This window comes from Rathayibacter sp. PhB151, assembly GCF_004366415.1.
Taxonomy (GTDB): Bacteria; Actinomycetota; Actinomycetes; order Actinomycetales; family Microbacteriaceae; genus Rathayibacter; species Rathayibacter festucae.
On record NZ_SOEN01000010.1, the window covers coordinates 184,270 to 209,295 of the forward strand.

Consider the following 25,026-nt stretch of genomic DNA (forward strand, 5'->3'; position numbering starts at 1 on the left):
ATCTTTCGTGTCGGAGGTCGGCGCGGACGAGGCTCCGCGCTCGCTCCTGCGTCATCGACCTCGGAGCAACGTGTGAACCCTCTCAGGAACCTAGGCCACCCGTGTTTCCGGCACGTGTCACGCCCGGCCCCCGCCGCGAGATGCCACTTGTGCACGCGACACGCCGTGAAAGGCGTGCACAAGTGGCATCTCGCGGCGGGGATCAGCCCGGGCGGGGATCAGAGGAAGAGCGAGAGGAGGAGGACCATGCCGAGGGCGAGGACGGAGGCGAGGGAGACGCCGACCGTCACCGACTTGAGGGCGCCGCGGACCGACTGGCCGAGGAAGCTCTGCAGCAGCCAGAAGGTGTTCGAGGTGACGTGGATGCAGAACAGCGCGCCGGAGCCGGCGGCGAGCGCGATCAGCAGCGGATCGAGTCCGAGGGTCGCGGCGACCGGGGCCACGACGCCCGCGGCGGTGATCGCCGAGAGGGTGACCGAGCCGACGGCGATGTGCAGCACGGCCGCCATCAGCCAGACCAGCAGCAGCGGCGCGGCGGCGTTCGCCGAGAAGTAGCCCTTGAGCAGCTCGCCGAGGTCGCCCTCCGCGATCACCGCCGCGAGCGCGCCGCCGACGCCGGTGAGCAGGAAGATCTGCCCGCCGTCCTGGAAGCCCTTGGCGACCGCCTTCTCCATCCGCGGAGTCCCGACGACGGAGCGGCCGACGAGGCCGGTCGCGATCACGGCGAGCAGCAGCGCGATCACCGGGTCGCCGAGGAACTGCAGCACCGGCACCTCCGCGCCCGCGACCGAGAGCACGGCCTGCGCGGCGATGAGCAGCAGCGCGAGGAGCATCGGGGCGAACAGCAGCAGCAACAGCGGGCGCTCACGCGGGGCGTCGGCGTCGCGTGCGTCGGCGGTGTCGCCGGCGTCGGCGGACGGAGCGGACCCGCCCCTCGAGGACCGCCCGGATCCCTCCGAGCCGGATCCGCCGACCGCCTCGCTCCCGGCCCGCTCCCCCGCCGGCACCGTCGCGAGCCCGGCGGTCTCGTCGCGCACGACGAGCTGCTCGTCGCGCGCCGGATCCCAGAAGCCCAGGCGGAAGGCGAGCGACATGAGCAGGATCGTGACCACGACGGTCGGCGCGACCACCACGAAGCCGCCCAGCAGCATCACGCCGAGCGGCACGCCGAGCAGCCCGGCGAGCGCCACGGCCGCGAAGCCCGGCACCATCATCACGATGCCCATCTCGAGGCCGACGGCGAAGGTGACGGCGACGATCCCCGTGCCGGCGGGGCCGAGCCGCGGCGCGATCCTCCGGGCGAGCGGCGCCGCGATGACGATCAGGGCGTCGACGAAGATCGTCTGCAGATAGGTGGCGAAGGACAGCCCGAGCGCGTACGGGATGCCGCGCTTGCCGAAGACCCGCAGCAGCCCCTCGACGAGGCGGACGACGGCGCCCATCTCGTTGAGCATCGCGCCGATCAGGACGCCCCAGCCGATGAGGAGGCCCGCCTCCATCATCACCTCGCCGAAGCCGCGGGTCATCGTCGAGACGGTGTCGACGGGACCGAGCCCGGTGAGCAGCCCGATGGCCGCCGCGCCCACGGCGAGCGCGAGCACCGGGTTGAAGCGGAAGCGGACGATCGCGACGACGACCACGACGATGACCAGGGCGACGACGCCGAGGGTGTACCACTCCGGCATGACGCCTCCTCCGCCCGCGGCGGCGCGGGCTCTCACACCCTAGGGGCGCGGAGGATCCTGCGCAGAACACCCGCGCCGCCACGCGGGTCTGCCGCGTGACGGGGTCCGCCCCATGGACTCCTGGCCACCGCGGTCCTACGGTGTGCCCATCGGCGATTCCCGTCGCCGCGGTCGGAGCCGCGGATCGTTCGACCCGCAGCACTGCTCTGCCCGCACCCCGAGTGCAAAGGAGCACCTCGTGAACAAACGCCTCCTCCTCACCGCGGCCGCCGCCGTCGCGGTCACGACTCTCGTCTCGGCCCCCGTCGCCCAGGCCTCCCCCTCCCCGCTGTCCTTCGTCTCCGTCACCGATCGAGCGACCGGACTCGTCTCGCCGCTCAGCTTCGCCGTCGACGCGGGCGGCACCGCCTACGTCGCGCAGAACTCCGCCGGGATGCTGACGAAGGTCGCTCCCTCCGGCGCGACCTCGACCCTGGTCAGCGCGCCCGGAACCGAGATCGGGGCCGTCTCGGTCCGCGGCTCCACCGTCTACTACAGCGAGGGCGTCCAGGAGGAGGGCGAGGCGCTGCTGCGGTCCGTGCCGACCGGCGGCGGAGCGCCGACGACCCTCGCCGACCTCGGCGCGTACGAGGCGAGCGCGAACCCCGACGCGGGCAACAGCTACGGCTTCCTCGGCCTGCCCGCCGAGTGCGCCGCCCAGGTGGACCCGGACGTCGCCGGCCCCGCCTCCTACACCGGCCGGATCGACGTGCACCCCTACGCGTCGGCAGCGACTAGCGCCGGTGTCTACGTCGCCGACGCCGCCGGCAACGCGATCCTGAAGGTGACGCCGAGCGGCGTCGTCTCGACCCTGGCGGTGCTGCCGCCCACGGCGCCGATCACGATCACGGCGGAGCAGGCGGCGGCCTTCGGCTTCCCGGCCTGCACGGCCGGCTACCGCTACTCGTTCGAGCCCGTGCCGACCGATGTCGAGGTCGGCCCCGGCGGCTGGCTCTACGTGTCGACGCTGCCCGGCGGGCCGGAGGACGCCAGCCTCGGCGCTCGCGGCTCCGTGGTGAGGGTGAATCCGGCGACCGGGGAGATCCGCACGGTGGCCACCGGCCTGCTGAGCGCGACCGGCCTCGCGGTCGACCGCGTCACCGGCACCGTCGTGGTGACCGAGCTGTTCGGCGGCCCGGAGGGCACGGGACGCGCGGCGCTGATCCTGCCGCGCACCTCGACGCCGATCACCGGGCTCGCGGTCGTCTCGCCCGCGGCGATCGAGCTGCGGAACGGCGCTCTCTACGTCGCACGGAACGCGTTCGTCCTCTCGCCGGAGGGCGCCCCGCAGCCGATCGGCACCCTGACGGTCGCCCGGCTGCGCGGCTTCGGAGCAGCGATGACCGCGGTCGACTGAGGCCCGCTGCACTCCGCTGAAGCCCGCTGAGTCGCCCGGGAGGGCTCGTTCTCCACGCCGAGAACGAGCCTTCTCGGGCGACTCAGCAGCTCCGGGCCTGCGCGGTGGGGGCTCGGCGCCGCCCAGGAGGAGGGAATAGCGTGGCGGGATGGCACTGACGCTTCCCGAGCCCCGGCTCCCCTCGCTCCTCGACTCCCCGGTGCTGCGCTGGGGAGTCCTCGCCCCCGGCTCGATCGCCGGCACCTTCGTCGCGGCACTGCAGAAGCACACCCGGCAGCGCGTGGTCGCGGTCGGCTCGCGCTCGCAGGAGCGCGCCGACGAGTTCGCCCGGCGCTTCGGCGTCGAGCGGGCCTCGGTCGGCTCCGACGCGGTCGTGAACGACCCCGAGGTCGACGTCGTCTACATCGCCTCGCCGAACTCGGAGCACGCGCGCCAGGCCCTGCGCGCGATCGCGGCGGGCAAGCACGTCCTCATCGAGAAGCCGTTCGCCACCACGGCGGGCGAGGCCGAGATGATCGTGCACGCGGCCCGCGACGCCGGCGTCTTCGCGATGGAGGCGATGTGGATGCGCTACCTGCCGCAGATGGACGTGGTGCGACAGCTCCTCGCGGACGGCGCGGTCGGCGCCCCGGCGCTGGTCTCCGCCGACTTCGGCGCGGCGTTCGCGTTCGACCCGGCCAGCCGCATCTTCGACCCGGCGCTCGCGGGCGGCGGACTCCTCGACGTGGGCGTCTACGCCTCGTCCTTCGTCTCGATGGTGGCCGGGGCGCCGCAGAGCACCGTCGTCGCCGGCGCGCTGACCTCGACCGGAGTGGACGCGATGGCCACCATCGTCGGGCGGCACGCCCACGGGATCCAGTCGGTCGCGACGTCGACCGTGCTCGCCGACACTCTGCACGCGGCGAGCGTCGCGGGGAGCGAAGGGCGGATCGACGTGCACCCGTCGTTCTGGACGCCGAGCGGCGTCACCCTGACCCGCGGCTCCGAGAGCGCCTCGTGGCGCGACGAGACCGGTTTGCAGGGCGGCGAGGGGCTCGCCTGGGAGGCCGTGCACCTCGCGCAGTACGTGGCGGAGGGGCGCACCGAGTCGCCGGTGCACCCGCTGGACGAGACGGTGCAGGTGGTGCGCACGCTCGACGAGGCGCGCCGCCGCCTGGGCGTCGAGGTCTGACGACGGCGGTTCGATCTGCAGGCGATCCGGCCACCGCGCGGCACTCCCCCGCGGAGGAGAGCGCGTTCCGGACGGCATCGCCTGCAGATCGAACCCGCCGCGTCAGCCCGCCGGCAGCTCCACCCGGAAGCTCGTACGCCCGGGCTCCGACTCGACCAGCACCCGCCCGCCGTGCGCATCGACGACGGCCGCCACGATCGCCAGGCCCAGCCCGGTCGACCCGGTGGTCCGCGCCCGCGAGGAGTCGCCGCGGGCGAAGCGCTCGAACAGCACCGGCACCAGCGCCTCGTCGATCCCCGGACCGGAGTCGGTGACCGTCACCACCGCGATCGGCCGGCCGCGCTCGTCGCGGTCCTCGGCGAGCGCCGCGACGACGCGCGTGCCCGGCGGCGTGTGCACGGTGGCGTTCCGCAGCAGGTTCGCGACCACCTGGTGCAGCCGGAAGCCGTCGCCGCGGATCTCGATCGGCTCCTCCGGCAGGTCGAGGTCCCACTCGTGGTCCGGTCCGGCGACGTGGGCGTCGGACACGGCCTCGATCAGCACCATCGTCAGGTCGACCGGCTCCTTCTCGAGATCGCGGCCCTCGTCGAGGCGCGCGAGCAGGAGGAGGTCCTCGACCAGCGAGGTCATCCGGGTGGCGGCCGACTCGATCCGGTCGAGCGAGTAGCTCGCCGACTCCGACAGCTCGACGTCGCCGCGGCGGGGCAGCTCGGCGTAGCCGCGGATCGCCGCGAGCGGCGTGCGCAGCTCGTGCGAGGCGTCGGCCACGAACTGCCGGACCTTGTTCTCGCTGGCCTGGCGCGACTCCAGAGCACCGCCGACGTGGTCGAGCATGCGGTTGAAGGCGGCACCCACCCGGCCCACCTCGGTGCGGACGTCGGCGTCCTCCTCCGGCACCCGCTCGATCAGCTCGACCTCGCCGCGCTCGAGCGGCAGCTCGGCGACGCGGGTCGCCGTCGCCTCCACCCGCTCGAGCGGCCGCAGCGCCACCCGGATGATCGCGGTCGCGATCAGGGCGACCAGCAGCATCGCGAGCAGGACGACGACGACCACCACGGTGGTCAGGGTCCGGAGCGTGTCCTCGGCCTCGCCGAGGGGCACTCCGACGATCACGACCGAGCCGTCGATCACGCGCGCCTCGGCGCGGTACTGGCCGAGGGCGTCGCCGAGATCGAGGGTGGTCGCGTCACCGGCGTCGGCGACCGCGGCGGCAAGCACGGAGTCGGCCGGGTCGGCGAACTCCTGGCAGGCCCCGGAGCTGTCGATGTACGCGCCGGTGTAGGCGCCGGACGCCCCGAGCACCGCCGTGATCGTCTGGGTGTCCTGATTGGGCCGCCCCGCGAAGTCGCCGCTCGGGCAGGTGGTCGCGCGCTCGATCGCGCTGGAGCCGGCGAACTGGCCCGGCCCGTCGAAGCCGGCCAGCCGGTCCAGCGACTCCGAGAGCTGCGTCTCCGCGTTGTCGTAGAGGATGCCGCGCAGCGACAGCACGCTGACCGTCCCGACGATCCCCGCGATCACCGCGACCAGCGCGACGACGGCGACGACCATCCGGCGCCGCAGCGTCCAGGGCGCGCGTCGGGACGCGTTCGAGCGGCGCAGGGCCGACCGGGTCGCGAAGTCGCCGAGTGTGGGCCGCAGCCGCCCGCCCCCGGTCGTCACTGCTCGGCGGGCTTCAGCAGGTAGCCGGCGCCGCGGACCGTGTGGATCATGGGCGAGCGCCCCGCGTCGATCTTCTTGCGGAGGTAGGAGATGTAGATCTCGACGACACTCGACTTGCCGCCGAAGTCGTAGGACCAGACGCGGTCGAGGATCTGCGCCTTGCTCAGCACGCGGCGGGGGTTCCGCATCAGGAAGCGCAGCAGCTCGAACTCGGTCGCGGTCAGCTCGATGTCGGTGCCGGCCCGGCGCACCTCGTGGCTGTCCTCGTTGAGGACGAGGTCGCCCACCACGACCTCGGGGTCGTCGGCGTCGTTGGCGAGCAGGGTGGAGCGGCGGATGAGCCCGCGCATCCGGGCGACGAGCTCCTCGAGGGAGAACGGCTTGGTGACGTAGTCGTCGCCGCCGGCGGTGAGCCCGGCGATCCGGTCATCGAGCGCGTCCTTGGCGGTGAGGAAGAGGACGGGGGTCTCGCTGCCGTCCGCGCGGATCCGCTGGAGCACCTGCAGCCCGTCGATGTCCGGCAGCATCACGTCGAGCACGATGACGTCGGGGCGGAACTCGCGGGTGATCGTGATCGCGGAGCGGCCCTCGGCGGCGGTGCGCACCTCCCAGCCCTCGTAGCGCAGCGCCATCTGCAGCAGATCGGTGAGGGTGCTCTCGTCGTCGACGACGAGGACGCGGATCGGCGTGCCGTCCGCTCGCTTGAGGCGGGTGCGCTGCGCGGAGGCGAGGTGCTTCGAGGGGGCCGGGGTGCTCATGTCTCCCCAGTATCAGGAGTTTCCTATGAGCGCGCTATGCCCGGACGATGGCCCGGCTGTGCGCGGCCGAAGAAGCGCGGCGGTGACCGCCGCACCGCGCGCCACCACGGACAGCGGGCAGATCGCCCGCCGCTATCGTGCAGCGGGCGCGCACTCGCGCGCCCGGACGGACGGAGCAGAACGATGCAGGATTCCTCGCGCGCGATCGTGCGGCCGCTGGACACCGCCGTCTCGGGCTCCGTCACGCTCCCCGGGAGCAAGAGCCTGACGAACCGGGCGATCGTCCTCGCCCTCGCTGCGCAGGGCACGTCGGTGCTGCGGCCCCCCTCCGCAGCGACGACACCTGGCACGGCGCGACCGTCGCTCGTGCACTGGGCGCCACGGTGGTCGACGAGGACGACACGATCTCGGTCACCGGGCTCGGTGCCCTCCGCCCTGTCGATCGGGCAGAGCTGCACGTCGGATCGGCGGGCACGATCGCCCGCTTCCTGCCCTGCTTCCTCGCCTTCGGCGGGCCGGGCGAGTGGACGCTGACCGCGAGCGAGCAGATGACGCGGCGCCCGATGGCCGGCCTGTTCGCCGCGCTCGAGTCGTTCCCCGGCGCGCTCACCACCCTCGGCGAGCCCGACCGCTACCCACTGCGCGTCCGGGGTGGCGGCCGCGCGCCCGCGTCGATCGAGGTCGACGGCGGCGTCTCCAGCCAGTACCTCAGCGGGCTGCTCCTCTCGGCGCCGCTGCTCGACCGCGACGTCACCGTTCGCGCGCGGGGCGCCGTCGTCCAGGGCGCCTACGTCGACATGACCGTCGACTCGCTCCGCCGCTTCGGCGCGACCGTCGAGCGGAGCGCCGACCGCCGCTCGATCACCGTGCACGCGGGACCCACCTCTGCGACCGACCTGGAGATCGAGGCGGACGCGTCGACCGCCTCCTACTTCGCCGCGCTCCCCGCGATCCTCGGCGGGTCGATCCACCTGCCGAACGTCGAGCGCGCGAGCCGGCAGCCCGACACGCGCTTCCTCGAGATCCTCGAGCGGTTCGGCTGCGAGAGCGTCTGGAACGACGGCGGTCGCGGCGTGACCGTCACACGGCCCGGCGATCTCGACCGCCTGCGCGGCGGTGCGCGACTCGACCTCAACGACTGCTCCGACGTCGCGCTGACGACCGCCGCGCTCGCCGTCTTCGCCGACGCCCCGACCGAGATCGTCGGAGTGGAGCACATCCGGCAGCACGAGTGCGATCGGATCGACGCCCTCACCGCCGCGTTGACCGCCTTCGGGATCGAGGTCGAGGAGCGCCCGGACGGCTGGCTGATCCACCCCGGCGCCCCGCGCTCCGCCGAGATCGGCACCCGCGACGACCACCGCGTCGCCATGTCCACGGCCCTCGTCGCTCTCGGCGGAGCGGGAGCAGCGCTCGACCACCCGCGCTCCGTCGACAAGACCTGCCCCAAGTTCTGGGACCTCCTCGCGGGCGTCGGCGCGGACGTCGAGCTGATCGTCGGACCCGAGCGCTCGAGGCCCACCGGGCCGTGACGCCCGACAGGAGGAGCACACCGACCTCGGCGGAGCGGTCTGCAGACCCGTCGTCTGCCACGGGTGGATCTCGATGGCTTCCCCGGATGTGCCGGGTGATCGTCGAGAGCAGACCCGTGCGCAGCCGGGCACAGCTCCCGTCAGCGACCCGCGTCCGGCGGCCGGTGACCCCTGGCGCGGCGTCTCGGCAGCGGCGCGGGTGGTCCACCCTCGACGAGCGCGCGTGCGGCCGCGACTGCGGACGGCGCGGAGGGGAACGACAGACGCCGCGACGAGCCGGATCGACCCGGCGACTCCGAGTGATCGACCGGCCGGGTGATGCTCTCGAACATGGCCAGCATCGGCGCCAGATCGGACTGCTCCATCGCGGCGCGGCACGCGTCGTCATTGACGGCGCCTGTCGTCCTGCTCCAGTCGAGCTCCCATCCGGCGTCTCGGGCGATACGCGTCCAGAAGACGCGCTGCGTACGTCCGTTGCCCTCGCGGAACGGATGCGCGTAGTTCAGCGCGTCGTAGAGCTCGGAGAGCTTCTCGATGAAGGGACCGCGTTCGAGGCCGCGGAGCATGTCCGCGTCGCGGAGCTGCAGAGCGACCCACCCGACGCCGGTCGGGACAGCGGACGCCGCCTGGAAGTGGGCGGCGCCGGCGATGTTCTTCGCCATGTCAATCGTGCGCAGCCGACCGGCCCACGGGTAGACGTCCTGGAACAGCTGTCGATGGATCGCCATCAGCTCATTGAGATCTCCCGTCGGCTGCGGAGGTCTCGCGAGCAGCTCGGCGAGGCGGGAAGACGAAAGGTCGGCCTCGGCGGAATCGAGGTCGACCTTCGTTCGACACCCGACGAGGTTGCGCAGCAGACCCGTGTCGGGATCGATGTACGGATCCACGTCGGACGAGTCGTACCGAGGTCAGACGAGGCCGTACCGAGCGCGCGTGCGCTCGACGAGCTCGGATTCGTCGATCTCGCCCGCGACGTAGTCGGCCGCGTCCTCGCGCCACTCCTCCGTGACCGCGAGACCCTCCATCGCCGCCGAGTGGACAGCGGTCTCGATCCGTTCGCGACGCACTCCGGAGGGTGCCGCTGCGACGCGCTCTGCGGTCTTCGTCACCATCGAGGGCCCCCTTCGTTCCCCGTGATTCTACCCGTCGACCGAGAAAGGTCGAGGGCAGGAGCCGGCGACTGCCGGACGCCGGCCCGGGCGAGCCCTAGCGCTTCGACTTCGGCGCGGGCTCGTCGGCGGGGTCCGCGTCGAACTCCTCCGGCTCGACGACGGCCGAGCGGGCGTAGCCGCGGACGCGCCGGTCGATGAAGGTCGCGAACCAGAGCAGCACGCCGATCACGAGCAGCACGCCCGCGATCTCGTACTGCGCGATGTCGCGGCCGGAGGTGATCGGCAGCACCAGGTAGAGGCAGGCGATCGCGCCGAGCACCGGCAGCACCGTCGGCGTCCGGAAGTGCTCGTGGTCGACCGGCTGGCGCCGCAGCACGAGCACCGCGACGTTCACCACCGCGAAGACCGCGAGCAGCAGCAGCGACGTGGTGCCGCCGAGCAGGACCGCGATCGGGTCGGAGGGGTCGCGCGACACGTACGCGGTGAGCAGCAGCGCGAGGACGGTGGTGAACAGGATCGCCGCCCACGGCGTCCGTCGGCCGGCCAGCACGTTCTTCAGGAACGGCGGCAGCACGCCCTGCTTGCTCATCCCGTAGAGCAGTCGGCTGGCCATCATCATGTTGATCAGCGCGCTGTTCGCGACGGCGAAGAGGGAGATGAAGGGCAGCAGCGTCGAGATCGGGAAGTCCGGCGCGGCGGTCTCCACGACCGTCACGAGCGGGGTGTCGTTTGCCGGCCAGCTCGCCGATCGGCACGATCGCGACGGCGAGCGTCGAGACCAGCACGTAGACGACGGCGGTGATGCCGAGACCGGTCAGCATCACCTTCGGGAAGATGCGGCTCGGATCCTTGGTCTCCTCGGCCATGTTGACCGAGTCCTCGAAGCCGACCATCGCGAAGAAGGCCAGCGAGGTGGCGGTGCTGATCGCGAGCAGGAGCGACTTGTCCTCCGGGGTCTCGAACGCGACGACCCGGGAGAAGTCGGCCTGGCCGCCGAAGACCGCGAAGAAGCAGACGAAGATCACCAGCAGCAGGCCCGACAGCTCGATCAGGGTGAGCACGACGTTGAGGCCGACGCTCTCCGCGACTCCGCGCAGATTCACCAGCGCGATGCAGACCATGAAGATCAGCGCGATGCTCAGCCGCGTGCCTGCGCCGTCGCCGAGGCCGAAGCCGATCGCGAAGTTGCTGGCGAACGCGCCGGAGGCGGCCGAGGCCGAGGTGATCCCGCTCGCCATCACGGTGAAGCAGACCAGGAAGGTGACGAAGTGGATCCCGAACGCCTTGTGCGCGTAGAGCGCGGCGCCGGCGGCCTGCGGGAACTTGGTCACCAGCTCGAGGTAGGAGCAGGCGGTGAGCGTCGCGACGACGAAGGCGATCACGAACGGCAGCCAGGCGGCACCGCCCACCTCCGAGGCGACCTGCCCGGTCAGCGCGTAGATGCCGGTGCCGAGGATGTCCCCCACCACGAAGAGGAGGAGGAGCTTGGGGCCGAGGACCCGCTTGAGCTCGGGAGGTGCCGTCTTCTCGCTGGTCGCCGTCATGATCGCGCCTCCATCGGTTCGTACCGGGTGGCGCGAGCCTAGGGCCGCGCGGGAGGCAGGGGGAAGCCCCGAGGACGGGAACGACGGCGGGAGGGCGTCCGGGAACGCAGAAGCGCCAGGACCCCGAACCGGTCCTGGCGCTCCTGTGGTGGTGCGATCACCGGGAACGACCGAGGTCGCCCCGCTCAGGTGATCGAGACCTAGATCGGGAGGCAGACCCCGACGAAGCCGGTCAGCGGGAAGGCGGAGAGACCGGTGAGGTTGGTGGCCGCGGCGTTGTTCCCCGTGTTGGTCTCCGTGTAGCCGGCGGGGACGCTGGCGAGGGAGAGCCGGAACTCGGCCACCGCGAAGACGCCGAGGACGCCGGTGATGTCGATGATCGCCGACGGAGTCGCCGTCGCGATGGTGAAGGTGATGGTGTTGTTGACGAGCACGCCGACGGTCGCACCCGTGGCCGAGACGCCCACATCGGCCAGGCGGGGGCTGGTCAGTGTGAAGGTCGTGCCGGCGGGGATGTTGCCGGTCGCCGCGGACACGGTGAAGCGCGGCACGACGCCGCCGATGGTGAGCGTCCGGCAGGCGCGCGAGACGACGATGTCGACGGTCGCGTTCGACGCGGCGGCGGCGGGCGTGGCCATCGCCACGGCGACGACCGGGACGCTCCACGCAGCGGTCTTGGCGAGAGTGCGGCGGGAGAGGGAGTTCTCGGGCACGGTTCCCCTTTCGAGGGCTGGGGTCGGAAGCCGTGCGTCGGAGGAGCCCCCCGCGTCCGGACAAGGGGAAACCTAGGGAGATGTCCTCCTCCGGACTACACGGATGCAGGAGAGCGAGGATGACTCGAACTGGACATGGCCAGGGAGCTGCTGGAGCGTCCGCTGGGAGCCCGAGCAGGGGATTCCGCGCCGTTCCGGGCGTCGGCGCCCCGACGTCCGGGTTCGCCCGTCGGCCGGGGCGCTGCGGGCGCGCGCGCCGGACCCCCGCGGCCTCTCGTCAGGTGGCGCGGAAGAGCGCACCGCTGTCGGCGAGGGACGGTTCCGTCGCCGGATCTGCCGCCGGCTCAGGCGTCGTCGAGGTCCTCCGCGGCGCGCCGCAGCCGCAGCAGCACCTGGAGCTCCAGCGCCCGAAGCAGCGGGACGCCGCGCGCGGCCTCCTCGGCGAGCACCGGTCCCAGCTCGCGCGCCGTCCGGTCGCGCAGCTCCTGCCGGCCGGTGCGGCTGAGCAGGACCGCGAAGACGCCGAGGTCGGCGGGGACGATGAGCACCAGCTGACCGCGGTGCACCGCGGAGGCGACCCGCTCACTGAGACGGAGCCCCGCGGCTCATCGGAGACCGATAGCCCGCCGCAACGGCACGGATAGCGCGCGTTCCTACTGTCGGGACGTCGAGCGGACCCCACCGCTCGGCCTCCCCGACCGAAGGACGCCATGTTCGCCACCTATCTCCGGCGAGAGCTGACCAACCGCCGCCGGCAGACGATGATCATCGCCGCCGGCATGGCGCTCGCCATCGCCCTCGTGATCCTCGTCACCTCGTTCTCCGCCGGAGTCCGCAGCGCCCAGGCCTCGGTCCTCGAGTCCGTCTACGGCGTCGGCACCGACATCACCGTCACCCAGGCCGCCGCCGCGCCGACGGAGGGCGAGGCCCCCGGCCAGCGCTTCGACTTCGGCTCCACCGACGGGACGACCGACGACGGCACCACCTCCGTCAGCCAGTCGCGCCTCGAGCCCGACCGCGGCACGACCACGTTCGACGCCTCGGCCGTCGCCACCGCGCAGGGCGTGACCGACGTCTCCGCCGCGATCGGCGTCCTCGCGCTGAACAACACGACCTTCAGCGGGCAGCTGCCCGACTCCGCCCAGCAGGGCGGCACCGACGGCGCGACGGGCCAGGGCACCGCAGGCACCGCTCCGGCGGCCGGCGAGGCGCCCGCGGGCGGCCCGGACGGCGCGGGGGGCTCCTCCTTCGGCGTCGACTCCTTCTCGGTGCTCGGCCTCGACCCGGCCGGCTCCGCGATCGGCCCCCTGGCCGACGTGAGCCTGACGGACGGCCGCACCTTCACCGCCGACGACGCGGGCCAGGACGTCGTCGTCGTGGACTCCTCCTACGCGACCACGGCCTCGCTGTCCGTCGGCTCGACCGTCGACATCGGCGGCACCGATTTCAGCGTCATCGGCATCGTCACGACCGACTCGACCGACGCGAGCACCGCCTCCGACACCTACATCCCGCTCGACGTCGCCCAGACCCTCTCCGGCCAGGCCGGACTGATCTCCTCGGTCTACGTCCAGGCGGCCTCCTCCGAGGACATCTCCTCGATCCAGACCGCCCTGCAGACCGCGCTGCCCGACGCGACCGTCTCGACGCAGGCCGACCTCGCCTCGAGCGTCTCCGGCTCGCTCTCCACCGCGGGCAGCCTCGTGGCGAACCTCGGCACCTGGCTCTCACTGCTGGTCCTCGCCGCCGCGTTCCTGATCGCGATCCTGTTCACCGTCTCCGGCGTCACCCGGCGCACCCGCGAGTTCGGCACGCTCAAGGCGATCGGCTGGAGCAACGGCGCGATCGTCCGCCAGGTGGCCGGCGAGTCCGTCGTCCAGGGGCTGATCGGCGGCGCCGCGGGCATCGTCCTCGGGCTCGTCGGCGTCACGATCGTGAATCTGATCGCGCCCACGCTCTCGGGCACCTCCACCACCACCTCGGCGATGGGCGCCGGCGGTCCCGGCGGCGGCTTCGGCGGAGGCGGCCCCGGCGCCGCGCAGACCGCCACGGCCACCGAGGTGGCGCTCTCGCTCCCCGTCACCGTGCCGGTGATCCTGCTCGCGGTCGGCCTCGCCGTCCTCGGCGGACTGCTCGCCGGTGCCCTCGGCGGCTGGCGCGCCTCGCGCCTGCGCCCCGCCGCCGCGCTCCGCTCGGTCGGCTGACCCCCTCGACTCCTCGACTCCTCGTCCCCGGAAGGACACCCGCATGTACACCCTGACGAACGTCACCAAGAGCTACGACGGAGCGAAGACGACGGTCACCGCGCTGAAGGACGTCACCCTCACGATCCCCGACGGGCAGATGGTCGCGATCCAGGGCCCGACCGGCGGCGGCAAGTCGACGCTGCTGCAGATGCTCGGCGCCCTCGACCGCCCCACCTCGGGCACCGTCGTCCTCGGCGAGCACGAGATCTCCTCGGCGGGCGACGCGCGCCTCGCCGCGATCCGGGCGCGGGAGGTGGGGATCGTCTTCCAGAGCTTCAATCTGATCCCGACGCTCACCGCGCTCGAGAACGTGGAGACGGCCCTCGCTCCCCAGCGCGTCTCCCGGGCGGAGCGGGCCGAGCGGGCGAAGGCGGCCCTCGCCTCCGTCGGCCTCGCCGACCGGCTCGACCACCTGCCCGCCGAGCTCTCCGGCGGTCAGCAGCAGCGCGTCGCCATCGCCCGCGCACTAGTCAAGAACCCGACGGTGCTCCTCGCCGACGAGCCGACCGGCGCCCTCGACGAGGACACTCGCGACGACATCATGACCCTGCTCGAGACCCTCTGGAAGGACCTCGGCCTCACCCTCGTCATCGTCACCCACGACTCCGCCGTCGCCCGCCGCGCCCAGCGCCGCCTGCACCTCAAGGCCGGCCACGTCCGCGACGTCGCCTGACGGCGGAGGAGCACACATGCTGGGGCGTATCGAGACCCGCCGTCACCGACAGCTCCGCCGCCGGCGGACCTCCTCGCAAGAGACGCCAGCACACCATGCTGGTCGAGTAGCCCCGCAGGGGCGTATCGAGACCCGCCGTCCCCGACAGGGCGGATCTGCAGACTCACGTCCTGACGTCGGTGGATCTCGATACGCCCGCTGCGCGGGCTACTCGATCAGCAAGTGTGCGGGCACAGCTCGGCGGACGTGCCGCCGACCGCCTCAGCCCGCGTGCTCCCGCAGGAACGCCAGCGCACGCGGCCACGCGTCGGTCGCCGCGTCCGCTCGGTACGTGCCCTCGTTCGCGTCGTTGAAGAACGCGTGCCCCGCTCCCGGGTAGACGACGAGCTCGACGTCCTTGCCCTCGGTCGCCTCCCGAATCCCGGGGACCTGCTCCATCAGCGGAGCGTCCTGATCGCCATAGAAGGCGAGGACCGGCACGCGCAGCGAGCCGAGCTCCTCCGCCGAGGCCGTGTTGTGCCCGTAGAACGGCACGGCCGCCGCCACGCGCGGCTCCGCGAGCGCGAGGGCCCAGCTGAAGGTGCCGCCGTAGCAGAAGCCGGTGACGGAGACGCTCGTCGTCTGCTCCTCGCGCAGGAGCCGCTCGACCAGCGCCCGGAGGATCGCGATCGTCCGCACCGCGTGCTGCGGCGTGAACACCGGGGCGAAGAACGTCCGCAGCTCCACCTGGCGCGGCAGCCGGCGGACCGGGTGGTCGTAGTCCGCGCGCTGCTCGGTCTCGAGCTGCTCGAGCAGCCCGCTGTCGGCGAGCAGCTCGGGCGCGACGACCCGGAAGCCCTCGGCCGCGTACCGGTCGGCGACCGAGCGGATGTGGCCGTCGACCCCCCACACCTCGTGGATCAGGATCAGGACGCGCCCGCCCTCTCCGCTGCCGTACACCGGTACATCGTGGTCGGCCAGGGTCCAGGTCTCATCGCTCGTGGGCATCTGCGCACCCTAGCCCCGCGAGCCGGGAGCGCACCCCCTGGTGGACCTCCGGCACGCGGAACCTCGTCCGGCTCGCCGGAACGGCCGATTCCCGCGAGCCGGAGCCGATTCCGCGAGCCGGAGGTGCTCCGGAGGTGCTCCGGAGTCGCGGTCAGCCCGCCGCAGCCGCGAGCGGCGGCGCGACGAGGATCTCGTCCCACTCCCCCTCGGGACGCTCCCAGCGGAAGCCGTGCCGCTCGTAGAGCCGCCGGGCGGCGCTCCCCCGCAGCACGTCCAGGCGGAACGGCCGGTCGGCGCGCCCGTCCTCGAGCATCACCCGCCGGAGCACAGCCGCCCCGATACCGCGCCCCTGCGCGGCGGTCGCGAGGTAGAAGTGCTCGATCCAGACCGCGTCGTCCTCGAGGCGCGAGGCGATGCAGCCGACGAGCCCGCCGTCCACCTCGATCACGCGGGTGTGCTCGGGCCGGTAGCCGTCCAGGAACCGGTGCCGCACCCGGTGCTCGTCGTAGCGGTCGAGCCGCTCGAGATCGGGCCGCATCACCACGGCGCGCAGCTCGGCGATCACCGGAGCGTCGTCGAGCCGCCCCGCCCGGAGGCTCCAGCGCGGAACCCGGTCGGGCTCAGCGCCCACGGGGCTTCCGGGTCCGCCGCACCGCCGGCCGCGCGGTACCGCCGGGTCGGGCCGGCTTCTTCTTCCCGCCGCCCGCCTTCTCGGCCTTCTCCCGCGCCTCGCGGGCCTTCGCCTTCGCCGCCTTCGCCCGCGACTCGACCTTCGGGGTCGCCGCCGTGCCGCGCGTGGTGTTCGCGCTGCGGCCGCGGACCACGCCGATGAAGTCCTCGACGTCGTCGGTCTTGTCCTCGGTCGCCCAGGCGAGCCGGACGCTGGTGGGCGCCACGCCCGAGACGGGGACGACCCGCACGTCCTTCCGGCTGTGCACGCGGGCGACGGACTGCGGCACGATCAGCACGCCGACCCCTGCGGCGACCTGCTCGACGGCGTCGTCGAGGCCGGCCATCCGCGGCAGCGCCCGGCGGGTGCCGTCCGCGATCTCCGCGGCGAGCGCCGCCCACTCCGGCACCGCCTCCGGCTCCTGCAGCAGGTGCTCGTCGGCGAGATCGGCGACGTCCATCTCCTCGGCGTCGGCGAACGGGTGGTCGCGGGGCAGGATCGCGACGGGCTGCTCCTCGTAGAGGAGGATCGAGCTGACGGAGTCGCTGCGCACGTCCCCGCGGACGAAGACGATCTGCGCGCGGCCGTCGCGCAGCACCTCCTCCTGCTCGCTCTCCGCGATCGGGAGCACGCGGAGCCGCAGGTCGGGGCGGCGCTCGGACCAGACGCGGGTCCACTTGCTCGGCGTGACGCCGGGCACCAGGGCGATCCGGAGCGCGGGACCCTCGGGCTCGACGTCGTCGGGCTCGATGTCGTCCGGCTCGACGTCGACCATCTCCGGCGTCTCGAGGTCCGTCTCGGCGGCTTCGGCCCCGTCGTCCAGGCCGACCGCGTCCTCGCGGGGTGCCGGCTGCTCGCGGGGGTCCGGCTCGTCGCTCATCCGTCCAGGGTAGGTGCTGCGCGCCCACCGGTAGGGTTGCCGCATGGCCAAGGCGACACAGACGATGAAGGCTGCGACCGCGGCGAAGAAGCTCCAGATCTTCCTCCCCGCGACTCCGGAGGAGTTCCAGGAGTCGGCGATCACCCGCGAGCAGTACGACGACCTCGTCGCGAACCCGCCCGAGTGGCTGACGAAGCTCCGCGAGACCGGCCCGCACCCGCGCCCCGTCATCGCCTCGCGCCTCAACGTCTCGATCTCGGGTCTCGCCCGCGGCGGCATCGACGAGGCTCTGACCACCGAGCAGATCCAGGCCCTCCTCGACGAGGTCCCCGAGTGGCTCCGCGTCGAGCAGAACTCCTACGCCGAGGTCCGCCGCGAGCAGGCCCGCCTCAAGTCCGAGCGAGCCGCGAAGGACGCCGAGTCCGCGTAGGCCGGACTGCCGCGAGATGCCACCTGTGCACGCGACACGCCGTGAAAGGCGTGCACAAGTGGCATCTCGCGGAGGCGGCTAGGCCGGCACGTCCACCCAGGCGCCCGCCGCCGAGGCGTCGAGGACGGCGTCGGTGATGCGGGCGGCGCGCAGGCCGTCGGCGAAGGTCGGCAGGCCCTCGACCTCGGCGCCCGCGACGGCGGCGTAGGTGTCCCGGGCGAACGCGGTGAACGCGTCCTGGTAGCCCATCGGATGCCCGCTCGGCACGATCGAGAGCCGCGCCGCATCCGGGCGGAGGATCGACCCGTCGCGCGGAACGAGCGTCGCGCTGTCGCGCCGCCCGACCCACAGCGTCTCCGGCAGCTCCTGCTCGAACCGCAGCGACTCCTCGAGCCCCGAGACCTCGAGCACCAGCTCGTTCCGGTGCCCGGCGGTCACCTGCGAGACGAGCAGCGTGCCGACGGCGCCGCCCGCGAGGCGGACGATCACCCCGGCCGCGTCCTCCGTCTCGACGACACGCCCGCCGCGCTCCGCATGCACCGTGCTCGTGAGCGAGGCGAGCGCCGCGATCCGCTCGCCGGTCACGAACTCGAGCAGATCGACCAGGTGCGAGCCGATGTCGGCGAAGGCGCGCGAGCGCCCGCCCGCCGCCGGGTCGACGCGCCAGTTGTCGTCGGAGGCGCCGAGCAGCCAGTCCTGCAGGTAGCTCCCGCGCACCGTCACGAGCCGCCCGGTCTCACCGGCCGCGACCCGCGCCCGCGCCTCGCGCACCATGGGGTGGAACCGGTAGGCGAACGGCACCGTGGCGACCACTCCGGCGGCCGACGCGGCGTCGACGAGCGCGGTCGCCTCCGCTGTCGTCGCCGCGAGCGGCTTCTCGCAGACCACGTGCTTGCCCGCCGCGATCGCCGCCAGGGCGAGCTCGGCGTGCGTCCCGTTCGGCGTGCAGACGTGCACGACGTCGATCGAGTCGTCCTCGATCAGCGCGCGAGCGTCGTCGTAGGCGATCTCGAAGCCGAGCTCGCCGGCCGCCCGCTCGCCCTTCGCCGGGCTGGAGGAGGCGATGCCCGCGAGCACCGCGCCCGCACTGCGGGCCGCGCGGCTGTGCACGGCGGCCATGAAGCCGCCGCCGAGCACGCCGACCCGCAGGGGTCCGCCCATCAGACGAGCGTCGCTTCGCTCGGGTCCCAGTCCTCGGGCAGAGCGGGGCGAGGCGCGACGGTGCTCTCCACGAGCACCTTCTCGCCGGTCTCGGCGGCCTCGAGCAGCGACAGCATCACGTCGGTCACGTGGTACGCCAGGTCGCCCGAGGCCGCCTCGGGACGGTCGGCGCGGATGGCCCGCGCGAGCTCGAGCACACCGGTCCCGCGCGAGGCGGTCGAGCCGGTCGCCTGGACGACCTCCGGCTCGGACTCCCCGCGCCGGTACAGCGTCAGCTCGCCGTCGTGCATGTTCGGGTCGGGGAGCACGAGGGTGCCCTCCGAGCCGTTGATCTCGACGAAGCCCATCCGCGGCAGGCTCGACTCGAAGCTCCAGACGCCCTGCGCCGAGGCGCCGGACTCGAAGCGCAGGAGCCCGCCGATGTGCGTCGGGATCGTCACGGGGAACTCGGTGCCCTCGCGCGGGCCCGAGCCGACCGTCCGGGTCGCCCGGGCCTGCGAGGAGACCGCGGTCACGCTCTCGACCGGGCCGAGGTTCTGCACGAGGGTCGTGATGTAGTACGGCCCCATGTCCAGCAGCGGTCCGCCGCCGGTGGTGAAGAAGAACTCGGGGTTCGGGTGCCAGCCCTCGGGGCCGGGGCCCTGGAAGAGCGTGATCGCCGAGAGCGGCGTGCCGATGGCTCCGCCCTCGATGAGGCGCTGCGCGGTCTGCAGGCCGGCACCGAGGAAGGTGTCGGGCGCCGTCGCGACGCGCAGCCCCTTCTCCTTCGCGAGCGCGAGCAGCTCCACTCCGCTGTCGCGGTCGAGCGAGAACGGCTTCTCGGTCCAGACGTGCTTGCCCGCCTCGACGGCCTTGCGCGCGACCTCGACGTGCGCGGCCGGGATCGTGAGGTTCACCACGATCTCGATGCCGGGGTGCGCGAGCAGCTCGTCCACCGTGCCGGAGGCCGGCACGCCGAACGCCTCGGCCTGCGCCTTCGCGCGCTCGAGGTCGATGTCGGCGACGAAGAGGACCTCGAGGTCGGGGAAGACGGTGAGGTTGGTCAGGTACTGCGTGCTGATGTTGCCGGCGCCGATGACGCCGACGCCGACGCGCCCCGCGCCGCTCATGCGCCGAGCTCCGAGACGTAGCGGAGGCCGGAGGCGAGGCCCTCGAAGACGTCGCCCGCGTAGGCGTCGAACTCGAGGACGGCCAGGGCCTGCGGGGCGGCGGCGAGGATCGCCGGGACGTCCATCGCCCCCTCGCCCGCGGGCAGCTGCTCGGACGTCTCCTTCGAGATCGGCCCGTCCTTCACGTGCAGGAACCGCACGCGATCGCCGAGGCGGCCGAGCACCTCGACCGGGTCGTCACCGCCGACCGCGGCCCAGTAGGTGTCCAGCTCGAGGACGATGCGCGGGTCGAGCAGGCCGGCGAGGTGCTCGAAGGCGCTGCGGCCGTCGACGCGGTTCTCGAACTCGAAGGCGTGATTGTGGTAGCCGAGCGCCAGCCCGCGCGAGGCGGCGGAGTCGACGAGCCCGTTGAGCTCGTCGGCGATCGCCTTCACGCCATCGGCGCTGGTCCAGCGCTCCGGGTCGACCATCGGGTCGATCACGGTCTGCACCCCGAGCGAGGCGGCGATGTCGAGGATCTCCTCGACCGGCGCCCCGGTCTCGAGCAGCCGGGCGTGCGCGCTCGGCGCGGTGAGGCCGGCGGCCGGGAGGGCGGAGCGGTAGGCGTCGGCGCGGTTCACCAGGTCGAACAGCTCGACCTTCGTGAAGCCGAGTCCGGCGAGCCGGTCCAGCGCGGCCGGCAGGTCCTCCGCGAGCGCGTCGCGGACCGAGTAGAGCTGGACGGAGAGGTCTGAGGGTGTGGCCACCGGGGGGTGCTCCTGATCGACGACGAACATTGGTCCCCCGACCCTACGCGGACTTTTGCTTCCCGCCAAGCAAAACCCCGGTCCGCGGCGCGGGAAAGCGTGCTCCCGACGCGCAGAAGCCGACCCCCTTGTGGTTGACTCCAGCCATGTCCCCGCGCCGCCGCTCCTCGATCAGCGCGGTGGGCGAGCTGCTGCTCCTGCTCGCCGACGGGGCGCCGCGCACCCGGGCCGACGTCGTCGCCGAGACCGGCCTGCCCCGTGCCGCCGTCTCCGCGCAGCTCGACACGCTGATCGCGACGGGCCTCGTCGCCCGCCGCGACGACGCCCCCTCCTCCGGCGGGCGCCCGGCCGGCCGCGTCGCCTTCGACGCCCGCGCGCGCAGCCTCCTCGTCATCGACTTCGGTGCCGCGCACGCCACCGTCGCCCTGACGGACCTCGACGGCCGCGTCCTGGCCGAGCGGCGCGAGGCGATCGCGATCGCCGACGGCCCGCAGGTCGTCCTCGGCCACGCCCTCGACGTCGCCGACGCGCTGCTCGCACAGACCCCCGGCGCCGGTCCGCTCGCGGGCGTCGGCGTCGGCGTCCCCGGGCCGGTCGAGCACGCGACCGGCCGCCCGGTGAAGCCGCCGATCATGCCCGGCTGGGACCGCTTCGACATCCCCGCCGCGGTCGGCCGCCGCCTCGCCGTCCCCGTCCTCGTCGACAACGACGTGAACCTGCTCGCGCTCGGCGAGCACGCCGCGCACTACGCCGACGTCGACGACCTCCTCTACGTGAAGGTCTCCACCGGCATCGGCGCCGGCATCGTCAGCGGCGGCGCCCTCCAGCGCGGCGCCCTCGGCGCGGCGGGCGATCTCGGCCACGTGCAGGTGCCCGGCGACCGCGGCGAGGCCGACCTCGAGGCGATCGCGAGCGGCTCGGCCATCGCCCGCCGCCTCACCGCCGCAGGCCTGCACACCGCCGCCGGCCTCCCGGTCGCCCGGACCTCCGACGTCGTCGCCCTGCTCACCGCCGGCGAGCCGACCACCGTCGAGCTGACCCGCGCCGCCGGCCGCGACCTCGGCGAGGTGCTCGCGACCTGCGTCAACCTGCTCAACCCCTCCGTCATCGTCATCGGCGGCAGCATCGCGGAGGCGAGCCACGAGGTCCTCGCCGGCGTCCGCGAGGTGGTCTACCGCCGCTCCCTCCCCCTGGCGACCCGCGCCCTCGACATCGTGCAGGCCTCCGGCGACACCGGCGGCGGCGTCCGCGGCGCCGCCCTGATGGTCCGCCGCCACCTGCTCTCCCCCACCGAGGTCGACGCCTTCCTCAGCGCCTGACCGCTCCGCGTGCTCCGTCGTCGAGTGGACGGTCGACGGGCTCCGCGAGATCCGCCGACCCCTGTTCGCGTCCTCTCGCTCGTGGCGCCGACCCCGACCGGACGCCTCTCGGGGTGTGCGCGCGCCTCGCGCCCCGCTCCGCGTCCGCTCACGCCGCTGGCGGCGGGGACGGCGGGCCGCTCAGCGGAGCGGGCCGGCCGCGAAGACGGAGGTGTAGACCGCGACCCGCAGCTGCTCGACCGACCGCGCCGCCCCCTCGGCGAGACCGCCGGCGTCGATCGCCCCGCGGAGGATCTCGACGCGCCGCTCCTCCGAGACCGCCCGGACGAAGGGCAGGATGCGCGCGGCGTCCAGGATCGCGAAGGCGAGGACGCCGCGCTCCCCCGCCGGCTCGCCCTCGACGAGGGCGGTCAGCTCGGCGAGGAGCGCACTGCGCCGCTCGTTGTCGAGCACCGTGATCCGCACGGTCGGCAGCATCCCGAGGAACCGCGAGCGCTGCACGGTCAGATCGCCGCGCGCCTCGAGCTCCTCGAGCCCGGCCCGGAGCGCGTCCTCGCCCAGCTCACCGACGACGGCGCCCGGATCCGTGGTGCGCTCGAGCACGGCGGCCAGCGCCGCAGGCACCCGGGACGCCTCGACCGTGACGAGCCGCCCCTCCTCGAGGCGCAGCGCTCCGGAGAGCACCGCATCGGCCACGGCAGCCGCTCCGGCCGCCTCCGAGGGGCCGGTGCCGCCGCCCGCCCAGGCGCCGTCGCGGGTGAGGCAGAGCAGGATCACGTCCGAGGTGAAGGAAGCCATCCGGCATGGTAGCGATGCTCCAGGACAGTGCGCGGCGCCCTGACGTGCAATCGCACCTCCCCCCGCCGACGGCGTGCCGGTTGGGCAGGACGGCCCGACAGGCAGAGAATGAATCGGTGCCCGATCTGCAGCTCTCGTTCCCCTGGGAGACGCAACCCGTCTTCGTGGACGCGAAGCCGCCGCACCTCCGCCGAGTGGTCGCCGACTCCTCCGACCGCGTCGCCTGGCTGCGCGCCCGCTCGCGGGGCATCACCGCGACCGACGTCGCGCGCCTGTCCTCCCCCGCGGCCATCGATCGCGCCGCGCTCGACAAGCTCTACGGGTCGAGCTTCAGCGGCAACGCCTTCACCGACCACGGCCGCGCTCGCGAGCCGGAGATCGCCGCCTGGGTGCTCCGCGAGCACGCCATCGAGCCGAGCAGCACCCTCTTCCACGCGAGCCAGGAGCGCCGGCACCTGGCCACCCCCGACGGCATCGGCCTCCGCGAGGACGGCCGCCTCGAGCTCTGCGAGATTAAGACGACCTCGAAGCAGTGGCGCAGCATCCCGCGCCACTACCTGCGCCAGGTCTTCTGGCAGCAGTACGTCCTCGGCGCTGAGCGCACTCTCGTCGTCTGGGAGCAGCACCGCGACTTCGTGCCGATCGACGCCGTCCCCGAGTTCCGCTGGGTCGACCGCGACGAGGACGAGATCCACGTGCTGGTCCGCCTCGCCGGCATGCTGATGGCCGAGCTGCACGAGAGAACGCGCGCGGGCCGGCGGTGACCGCCCTGCTCCTGCACGGCCTGGGCGGCGACCGCTCCCAGCCGCTCGGCCTCCTGCGCGCGGCCCTGCCAGCCGGCACGGAGGTGATCGCCCCGGACGTCCGGGCGCACGGCGCCTCCGAGCTGATCGGCGACGCGGCCGACTTCTCGCTCGACGCCCTGGCCGACGAGGTCACCGAGCACGTGATCCGGGCCGGAGCCGCGCACAAGCCGCTCACCGTCCTCGGCATCTCGATGGGCGCCGCGATCGCCCTGCGGCTCGCCAGCCGGAAGGTCCTGCCGATCGACCGCGCCGTGTTCGTCCGCCCCGCCTTCACCGCGGAGCCGCTGCCGGACAACCTCACGGTCTTCCCCGTCATCGCGCAGCTGCTGCACGACCATGGCGCCAAGCGCGGCGAGCGGCTCTTCCGCGCCTCCGGCCTCTTCGAGCGCGCGGCCCAGGTGTCACCCGCGTCGGCGGAGGCGCTCTGCCTGCAGTTCCGGTCGCCGCAGGCGCAGGAGCGGGCCGTCCGCCTGGCCGAGATCCCGCGGAACGCCGCCTACCGCGACTCCGGCGAGCTCGGCGAGGTCATCGCGCGCACGCTCGTGATCGCGGCCGACCGCGACCCGGTGCACCCGGTGGCGGTCGCCGAGCAGTGGGCTAGGGCTCTTCCGGACGCAGACCTCGAGCGGGTCCCGTCGCGGGACGCCGGTCTGTCGCAGCAGCAGGAGCGGATCCGCGGTCACGTCCGGGAGTGGCTCGGCCGCTGAGGTCCTCGCGGGCGACTCCCCGCTCGCTCGAGCGTGCTCCCCTGAACTCCTCGCCCGCCAGCACCAGCCCGACGACGGCCAGCCACAGCACGGCGATGGCCGTCGCGACGAACTCGAGCGTGCCGCCCACGCCCAGCCAGAGCCGCAGCAGCGAGAAGATCGCGCCGGTCCCGGCGACCAGGGCCACCGCGACGCCCGCGACCAGCGAGAGCCGCGCGACGCCGGGCCGCTCCCGCGCGGTGGCGAGCTGCAGCATCGCCAGGCAGGCCGCGGAGAAGCCGAGCACCGCGGCCGAGGTGTGGATCAGGTCCTGCCAGCTGAACCGCGGTCCGACCGGGAGTGGGCAGCCCGCCGAGCAGGTCACCTGCGAGGCGAGCGCGAAGCACAGCGCGGCGAGGAGGATCGCCAGCGCGGGCCGGAAGCCGGGCAGCAGCCGCGTCCGCACCGCTCGCGCCCCGATCGCGATCGCGACGCCGCCCGCCGCGACCAGCAGAAGGGCGATGCGGAACGTCCCGGCGGTCGGCAGGTCCGGCGCGCCCATCTCGCTGACGTAGACCCAGCGGCTGGTGCCGATGCTGAAGCGGGCTGCCAGCAGCAGGGCGAGTCCCGCGAGGACCAGGAGCGCCCCCACCACGAGAAGGGGGCCGTTCGCTCGTCGTCGCACCCCTTCATGGTGCCAGACAGCACAGGGAGTGCCATCCGAGGACCGGGTCGCCGCCCTCCCCTCCCGTACGGGGGACAGGAAGGCTTTCTTCTCCGAGGGGTGACACCGCCGAAACAGCCCGGACTCATTACCGGGCTTGACTGAACGCGGCGCGCGGAAGCGGGGTCGGTCGGGGCGGACAGCCGCCTCCCGCCTGCTCGAAGGACCACCGGCGCCGGATCAGGAAAGGGCGATGATGCACAACAGCGCGCTCGGCCACG

At 73.4% G+C, this 25,026-nt stretch carries 24 protein-coding genes and 1 pseudogene; 9 read left to right on the forward strand and 16 right to left on the reverse strand.

Annotated features, from left to right (window positions below):
- Window positions 1-218 precede the first annotated feature (218 nt).
- Window positions 219-1,685, reverse strand: a complete 1,467-nt coding sequence (locus EDF35_RS17805) for an SLC13 family permease (protein ID WP_133963300.1) — start codon at window positions 1,683-1,685, stop codon at window positions 219-221.
- A gap of 238 nt (window positions 1,686-1,923) precedes the next feature.
- On the opposite strand from EDF35_RS17805, the gene EDF35_RS17810 reads away from it, so the two are divergent.
- Window positions 1,924-3,081, forward strand: coding sequence for a ScyD/ScyE family protein (locus EDF35_RS17810; protein WP_166674158.1), 1,158 nt, complete (start codon window positions 1,924-1,926; stop codon window positions 3,079-3,081).
- Between the two features lie 148 nt (window positions 3,082-3,229).
- Window positions 3,230-4,252 carry a Gfo/Idh/MocA family oxidoreductase gene (locus tag EDF35_RS17815; RefSeq protein WP_133963302.1) on the forward strand — a complete coding sequence of 341 codons (1,023 nt, stop codon included), beginning with the start codon at window positions 3,230-3,232 and terminating at the stop codon, window positions 4,250-4,252.
- 102 nt (window positions 4,253-4,354) lie between these two features.
- Here EDF35_RS17815 and EDF35_RS17820 read toward each other — a convergent pair whose 3' ends face one another.
- A complete protein-coding gene (locus EDF35_RS17820) occupies window positions 4,355-5,911 on the reverse strand; it encodes a HAMP domain-containing sensor histidine kinase (protein ID WP_221181674.1) in 1,557 nt (518 codons plus the stop codon).
- A complete protein-coding gene (locus EDF35_RS17825; protein ID WP_123447806.1) occupies window positions 5,908-6,669 on the reverse strand; it encodes a response regulator transcription factor in 762 nt (253 codons plus the stop codon). Before EDF35_RS17825 ends, EDF35_RS17820 begins: the two co-directional genes overlap by 4 nt.
- 137 nt (window positions 6,670-6,806) lie before the next feature.
- On the opposite strand from EDF35_RS17825, the gene aroA reads away from it, so the two are divergent.
- Window positions 6,807-8,201: a 3-phosphoshikimate 1-carboxyvinyltransferase gene (gene aroA, locus EDF35_RS17830; protein ID WP_166674159.1), complete on the forward strand. Its 1,395-nt coding sequence runs from the start codon at window positions 6,807-6,809 to the stop codon at window positions 8,199-8,201.
- Window positions 8,202-8,341: 140 nt separating this feature from the next.
- Here the strand turns inward: aroA and EDF35_RS17835 are convergent, their stop codons facing one another.
- The 5 genes and pseudogenes from EDF35_RS17835 to EDF35_RS17855 form a co-directional block, all read right to left on the reverse strand.
- On the reverse strand, window positions 8,342-9,088 hold the full coding sequence (locus EDF35_RS17835) for a Fic family protein (protein WP_133963304.1): 747 nt from the start codon (window positions 9,086-9,088) through the stop codon (window positions 8,342-8,344).
- Window positions 9,089-9,109: 21 nt separating this feature from the next.
- Window positions 9,110-9,313, reverse strand: coding sequence for an antitoxin VbhA family protein (locus tag EDF35_RS17840; RefSeq protein WP_123733691.1), 204 nt, complete (start codon window positions 9,311-9,313; stop codon window positions 9,110-9,112).
- A gap of 94 nt (window positions 9,314-9,407) precedes the next feature.
- Window positions 9,408-10,857, reverse strand: a pseudogene (locus EDF35_RS17845) (APC family permease).
- 200 nt (window positions 10,858-11,057) lie between these two features.
- The gene (locus EDF35_RS17850; protein WP_123705285.1) at window positions 11,058-11,570 is read right to left on the reverse strand and encodes a hypothetical protein; all 513 of its coding nucleotides are present in this window, start codon (window positions 11,568-11,570) and stop codon (window positions 11,058-11,060) included.
- A gap of 344 nt (window positions 11,571-11,914) precedes the next feature.
- Window positions 11,915-12,136 (reverse strand): hypothetical protein, encoded by a 222-nt coding sequence (locus EDF35_RS17855; RefSeq protein WP_133963305.1) that lies wholly within the window; start codon window positions 12,134-12,136, stop codon window positions 11,915-11,917.
- Between the two features lie 144 nt (window positions 12,137-12,280).
- Here EDF35_RS17855 and EDF35_RS17860 point away from each other — a divergent pair, with 144 nt between their 5' ends.
- Together EDF35_RS17860 and EDF35_RS17865 are read left to right on the forward strand one after the other, a co-directional pair.
- Window positions 12,281-13,774 (forward strand): FtsX-like permease family protein, encoded by a 1,494-nt coding sequence (locus EDF35_RS17860; protein WP_123705287.1) that lies wholly within the window; start codon window positions 12,281-12,283, stop codon window positions 13,772-13,774.
- A 43-nt stretch (window positions 13,775-13,817) separates the two neighbouring features.
- On the forward strand, window positions 13,818-14,489 hold the full coding sequence (locus EDF35_RS17865; protein ID WP_133963306.1) for an ABC transporter ATP-binding protein: 672 nt from the start codon (window positions 13,818-13,820) through the stop codon (window positions 14,487-14,489).
- Between the two features lie 261 nt (window positions 14,490-14,750).
- Here EDF35_RS17865 and EDF35_RS17870 read toward each other — a convergent pair whose 3' ends face one another.
- The 3 genes from EDF35_RS17870 to EDF35_RS17880 form a co-directional block, all read right to left on the reverse strand.
- Window positions 14,751-15,476 carry a dienelactone hydrolase family protein gene (locus EDF35_RS17870; RefSeq protein ID WP_133963307.1) on the reverse strand — a complete coding sequence of 242 codons (726 nt, stop codon included), beginning with the start codon at window positions 15,474-15,476 and terminating at the stop codon, window positions 14,751-14,753.
- Between the two features lie 151 nt (window positions 15,477-15,627).
- Window positions 15,628-16,107 carry a GNAT family N-acetyltransferase gene (locus EDF35_RS17875; RefSeq protein ID WP_243840049.1) on the reverse strand — a complete coding sequence of 160 codons (480 nt, stop codon included), beginning with the start codon at window positions 16,105-16,107 and terminating at the stop codon, window positions 15,628-15,630.
- On the reverse strand, window positions 16,097-17,026 hold the full coding sequence (locus tag EDF35_RS17880; protein WP_166674160.1) for a LysR family substrate-binding domain-containing protein: 930 nt from the start codon (window positions 17,024-17,026) through the stop codon (window positions 16,097-16,099). Before EDF35_RS17880 ends, EDF35_RS17875 begins: the two co-directional genes overlap by 11 nt.
- Window positions 17,027-17,069: 43 nt before the next feature.
- On the opposite strand from EDF35_RS17880, the gene EDF35_RS17885 reads away from it, so the two are divergent.
- Complete coding sequence (locus tag EDF35_RS17885) at window positions 17,070-17,456, forward strand: DUF5997 family protein (protein ID WP_123447814.1); 387 nt, start codon at window positions 17,070-17,072, stop codon at window positions 17,454-17,456.
- A gap of 78 nt (window positions 17,457-17,534) precedes the next feature.
- On the opposite strand, the gene EDF35_RS17890 is transcribed toward EDF35_RS17885, so the two are convergent.
- The 3 genes from EDF35_RS17890 to EDF35_RS17900 are packed head-to-tail and all read right to left on the reverse strand — an operon-like array spanning window position 17,535 to window position 20,472.
- The gene (locus EDF35_RS17890; protein WP_133963309.1) at window positions 17,535-18,617 is read right to left on the reverse strand and encodes a Gfo/Idh/MocA family oxidoreductase; all 1,083 of its coding nucleotides are present in this window, start codon (window positions 18,615-18,617) and stop codon (window positions 17,535-17,537) included.
- Window positions 18,617-19,726, reverse strand: coding sequence for a Gfo/Idh/MocA family oxidoreductase (locus EDF35_RS17895; protein ID WP_123737381.1), 1,110 nt, complete (start codon window positions 19,724-19,726; stop codon window positions 18,617-18,619). The genes EDF35_RS17890 and EDF35_RS17895 overlap by 1 nt, the downstream gene beginning before the upstream one ends.
- A complete protein-coding gene (locus tag EDF35_RS17900; RefSeq protein ID WP_243840050.1) occupies window positions 19,723-20,472 on the reverse strand; it encodes a sugar phosphate isomerase/epimerase in 750 nt (249 codons plus the stop codon). Before EDF35_RS17900 ends, EDF35_RS17895 begins: the two co-directional genes overlap by 4 nt.
- A gap of 146 nt (window positions 20,473-20,618) precedes the next feature.
- Here EDF35_RS17900 and EDF35_RS17905 point away from each other — a divergent pair, with 146 nt between their 5' ends.
- Window positions 20,619-21,791 carry an ROK family transcriptional regulator gene (locus tag EDF35_RS17905; RefSeq protein WP_133963311.1) on the forward strand — a complete coding sequence of 391 codons (1,173 nt, stop codon included), beginning with the start codon at window positions 20,619-20,621 and terminating at the stop codon, window positions 21,789-21,791.
- 180 nt (window positions 21,792-21,971) lie between these two features.
- On the opposite strand, the gene EDF35_RS17910 is transcribed toward EDF35_RS17905, so the two are convergent.
- Window positions 21,972-22,589 (reverse strand): GPP34 family phosphoprotein, encoded by a 618-nt coding sequence (locus tag EDF35_RS17910; RefSeq protein WP_133963312.1) that lies wholly within the window; start codon window positions 22,587-22,589, stop codon window positions 21,972-21,974.
- A 164-nt stretch (window positions 22,590-22,753) separates the two neighbouring features.
- Between EDF35_RS17910 and EDF35_RS17915 the strand changes: the two genes are divergently transcribed.
- Together EDF35_RS17915 and EDF35_RS17920 are read left to right on the forward strand one after the other, a co-directional pair.
- Window positions 22,754-23,353, forward strand: coding sequence for a YqaJ viral recombinase family protein (locus EDF35_RS17915; protein ID WP_243581359.1), 600 nt, complete (start codon window positions 22,754-22,756; stop codon window positions 23,351-23,353).
- Entirely contained in the window at window positions 23,350-24,102 is a 753-nt protein-coding gene (locus tag EDF35_RS17920) for an alpha/beta fold hydrolase (protein ID WP_166674161.1), read from the forward strand. The genes EDF35_RS17915 and EDF35_RS17920 overlap by 4 nt, the downstream gene beginning before the upstream one ends.
- Here the strand turns inward: EDF35_RS17920 and EDF35_RS17925 are convergent.
- Window positions 23,993-24,766, reverse strand: a complete 774-nt coding sequence (locus EDF35_RS17925; RefSeq protein WP_133963314.1) for a DUF998 domain-containing protein — start codon at window positions 24,764-24,766, stop codon at window positions 23,993-23,995. The two genes, EDF35_RS17920 and EDF35_RS17925, sit on opposite strands and share 110 nt — an antisense overlap.
- Window positions 24,767-25,026 lie beyond the last annotated feature (260 nt).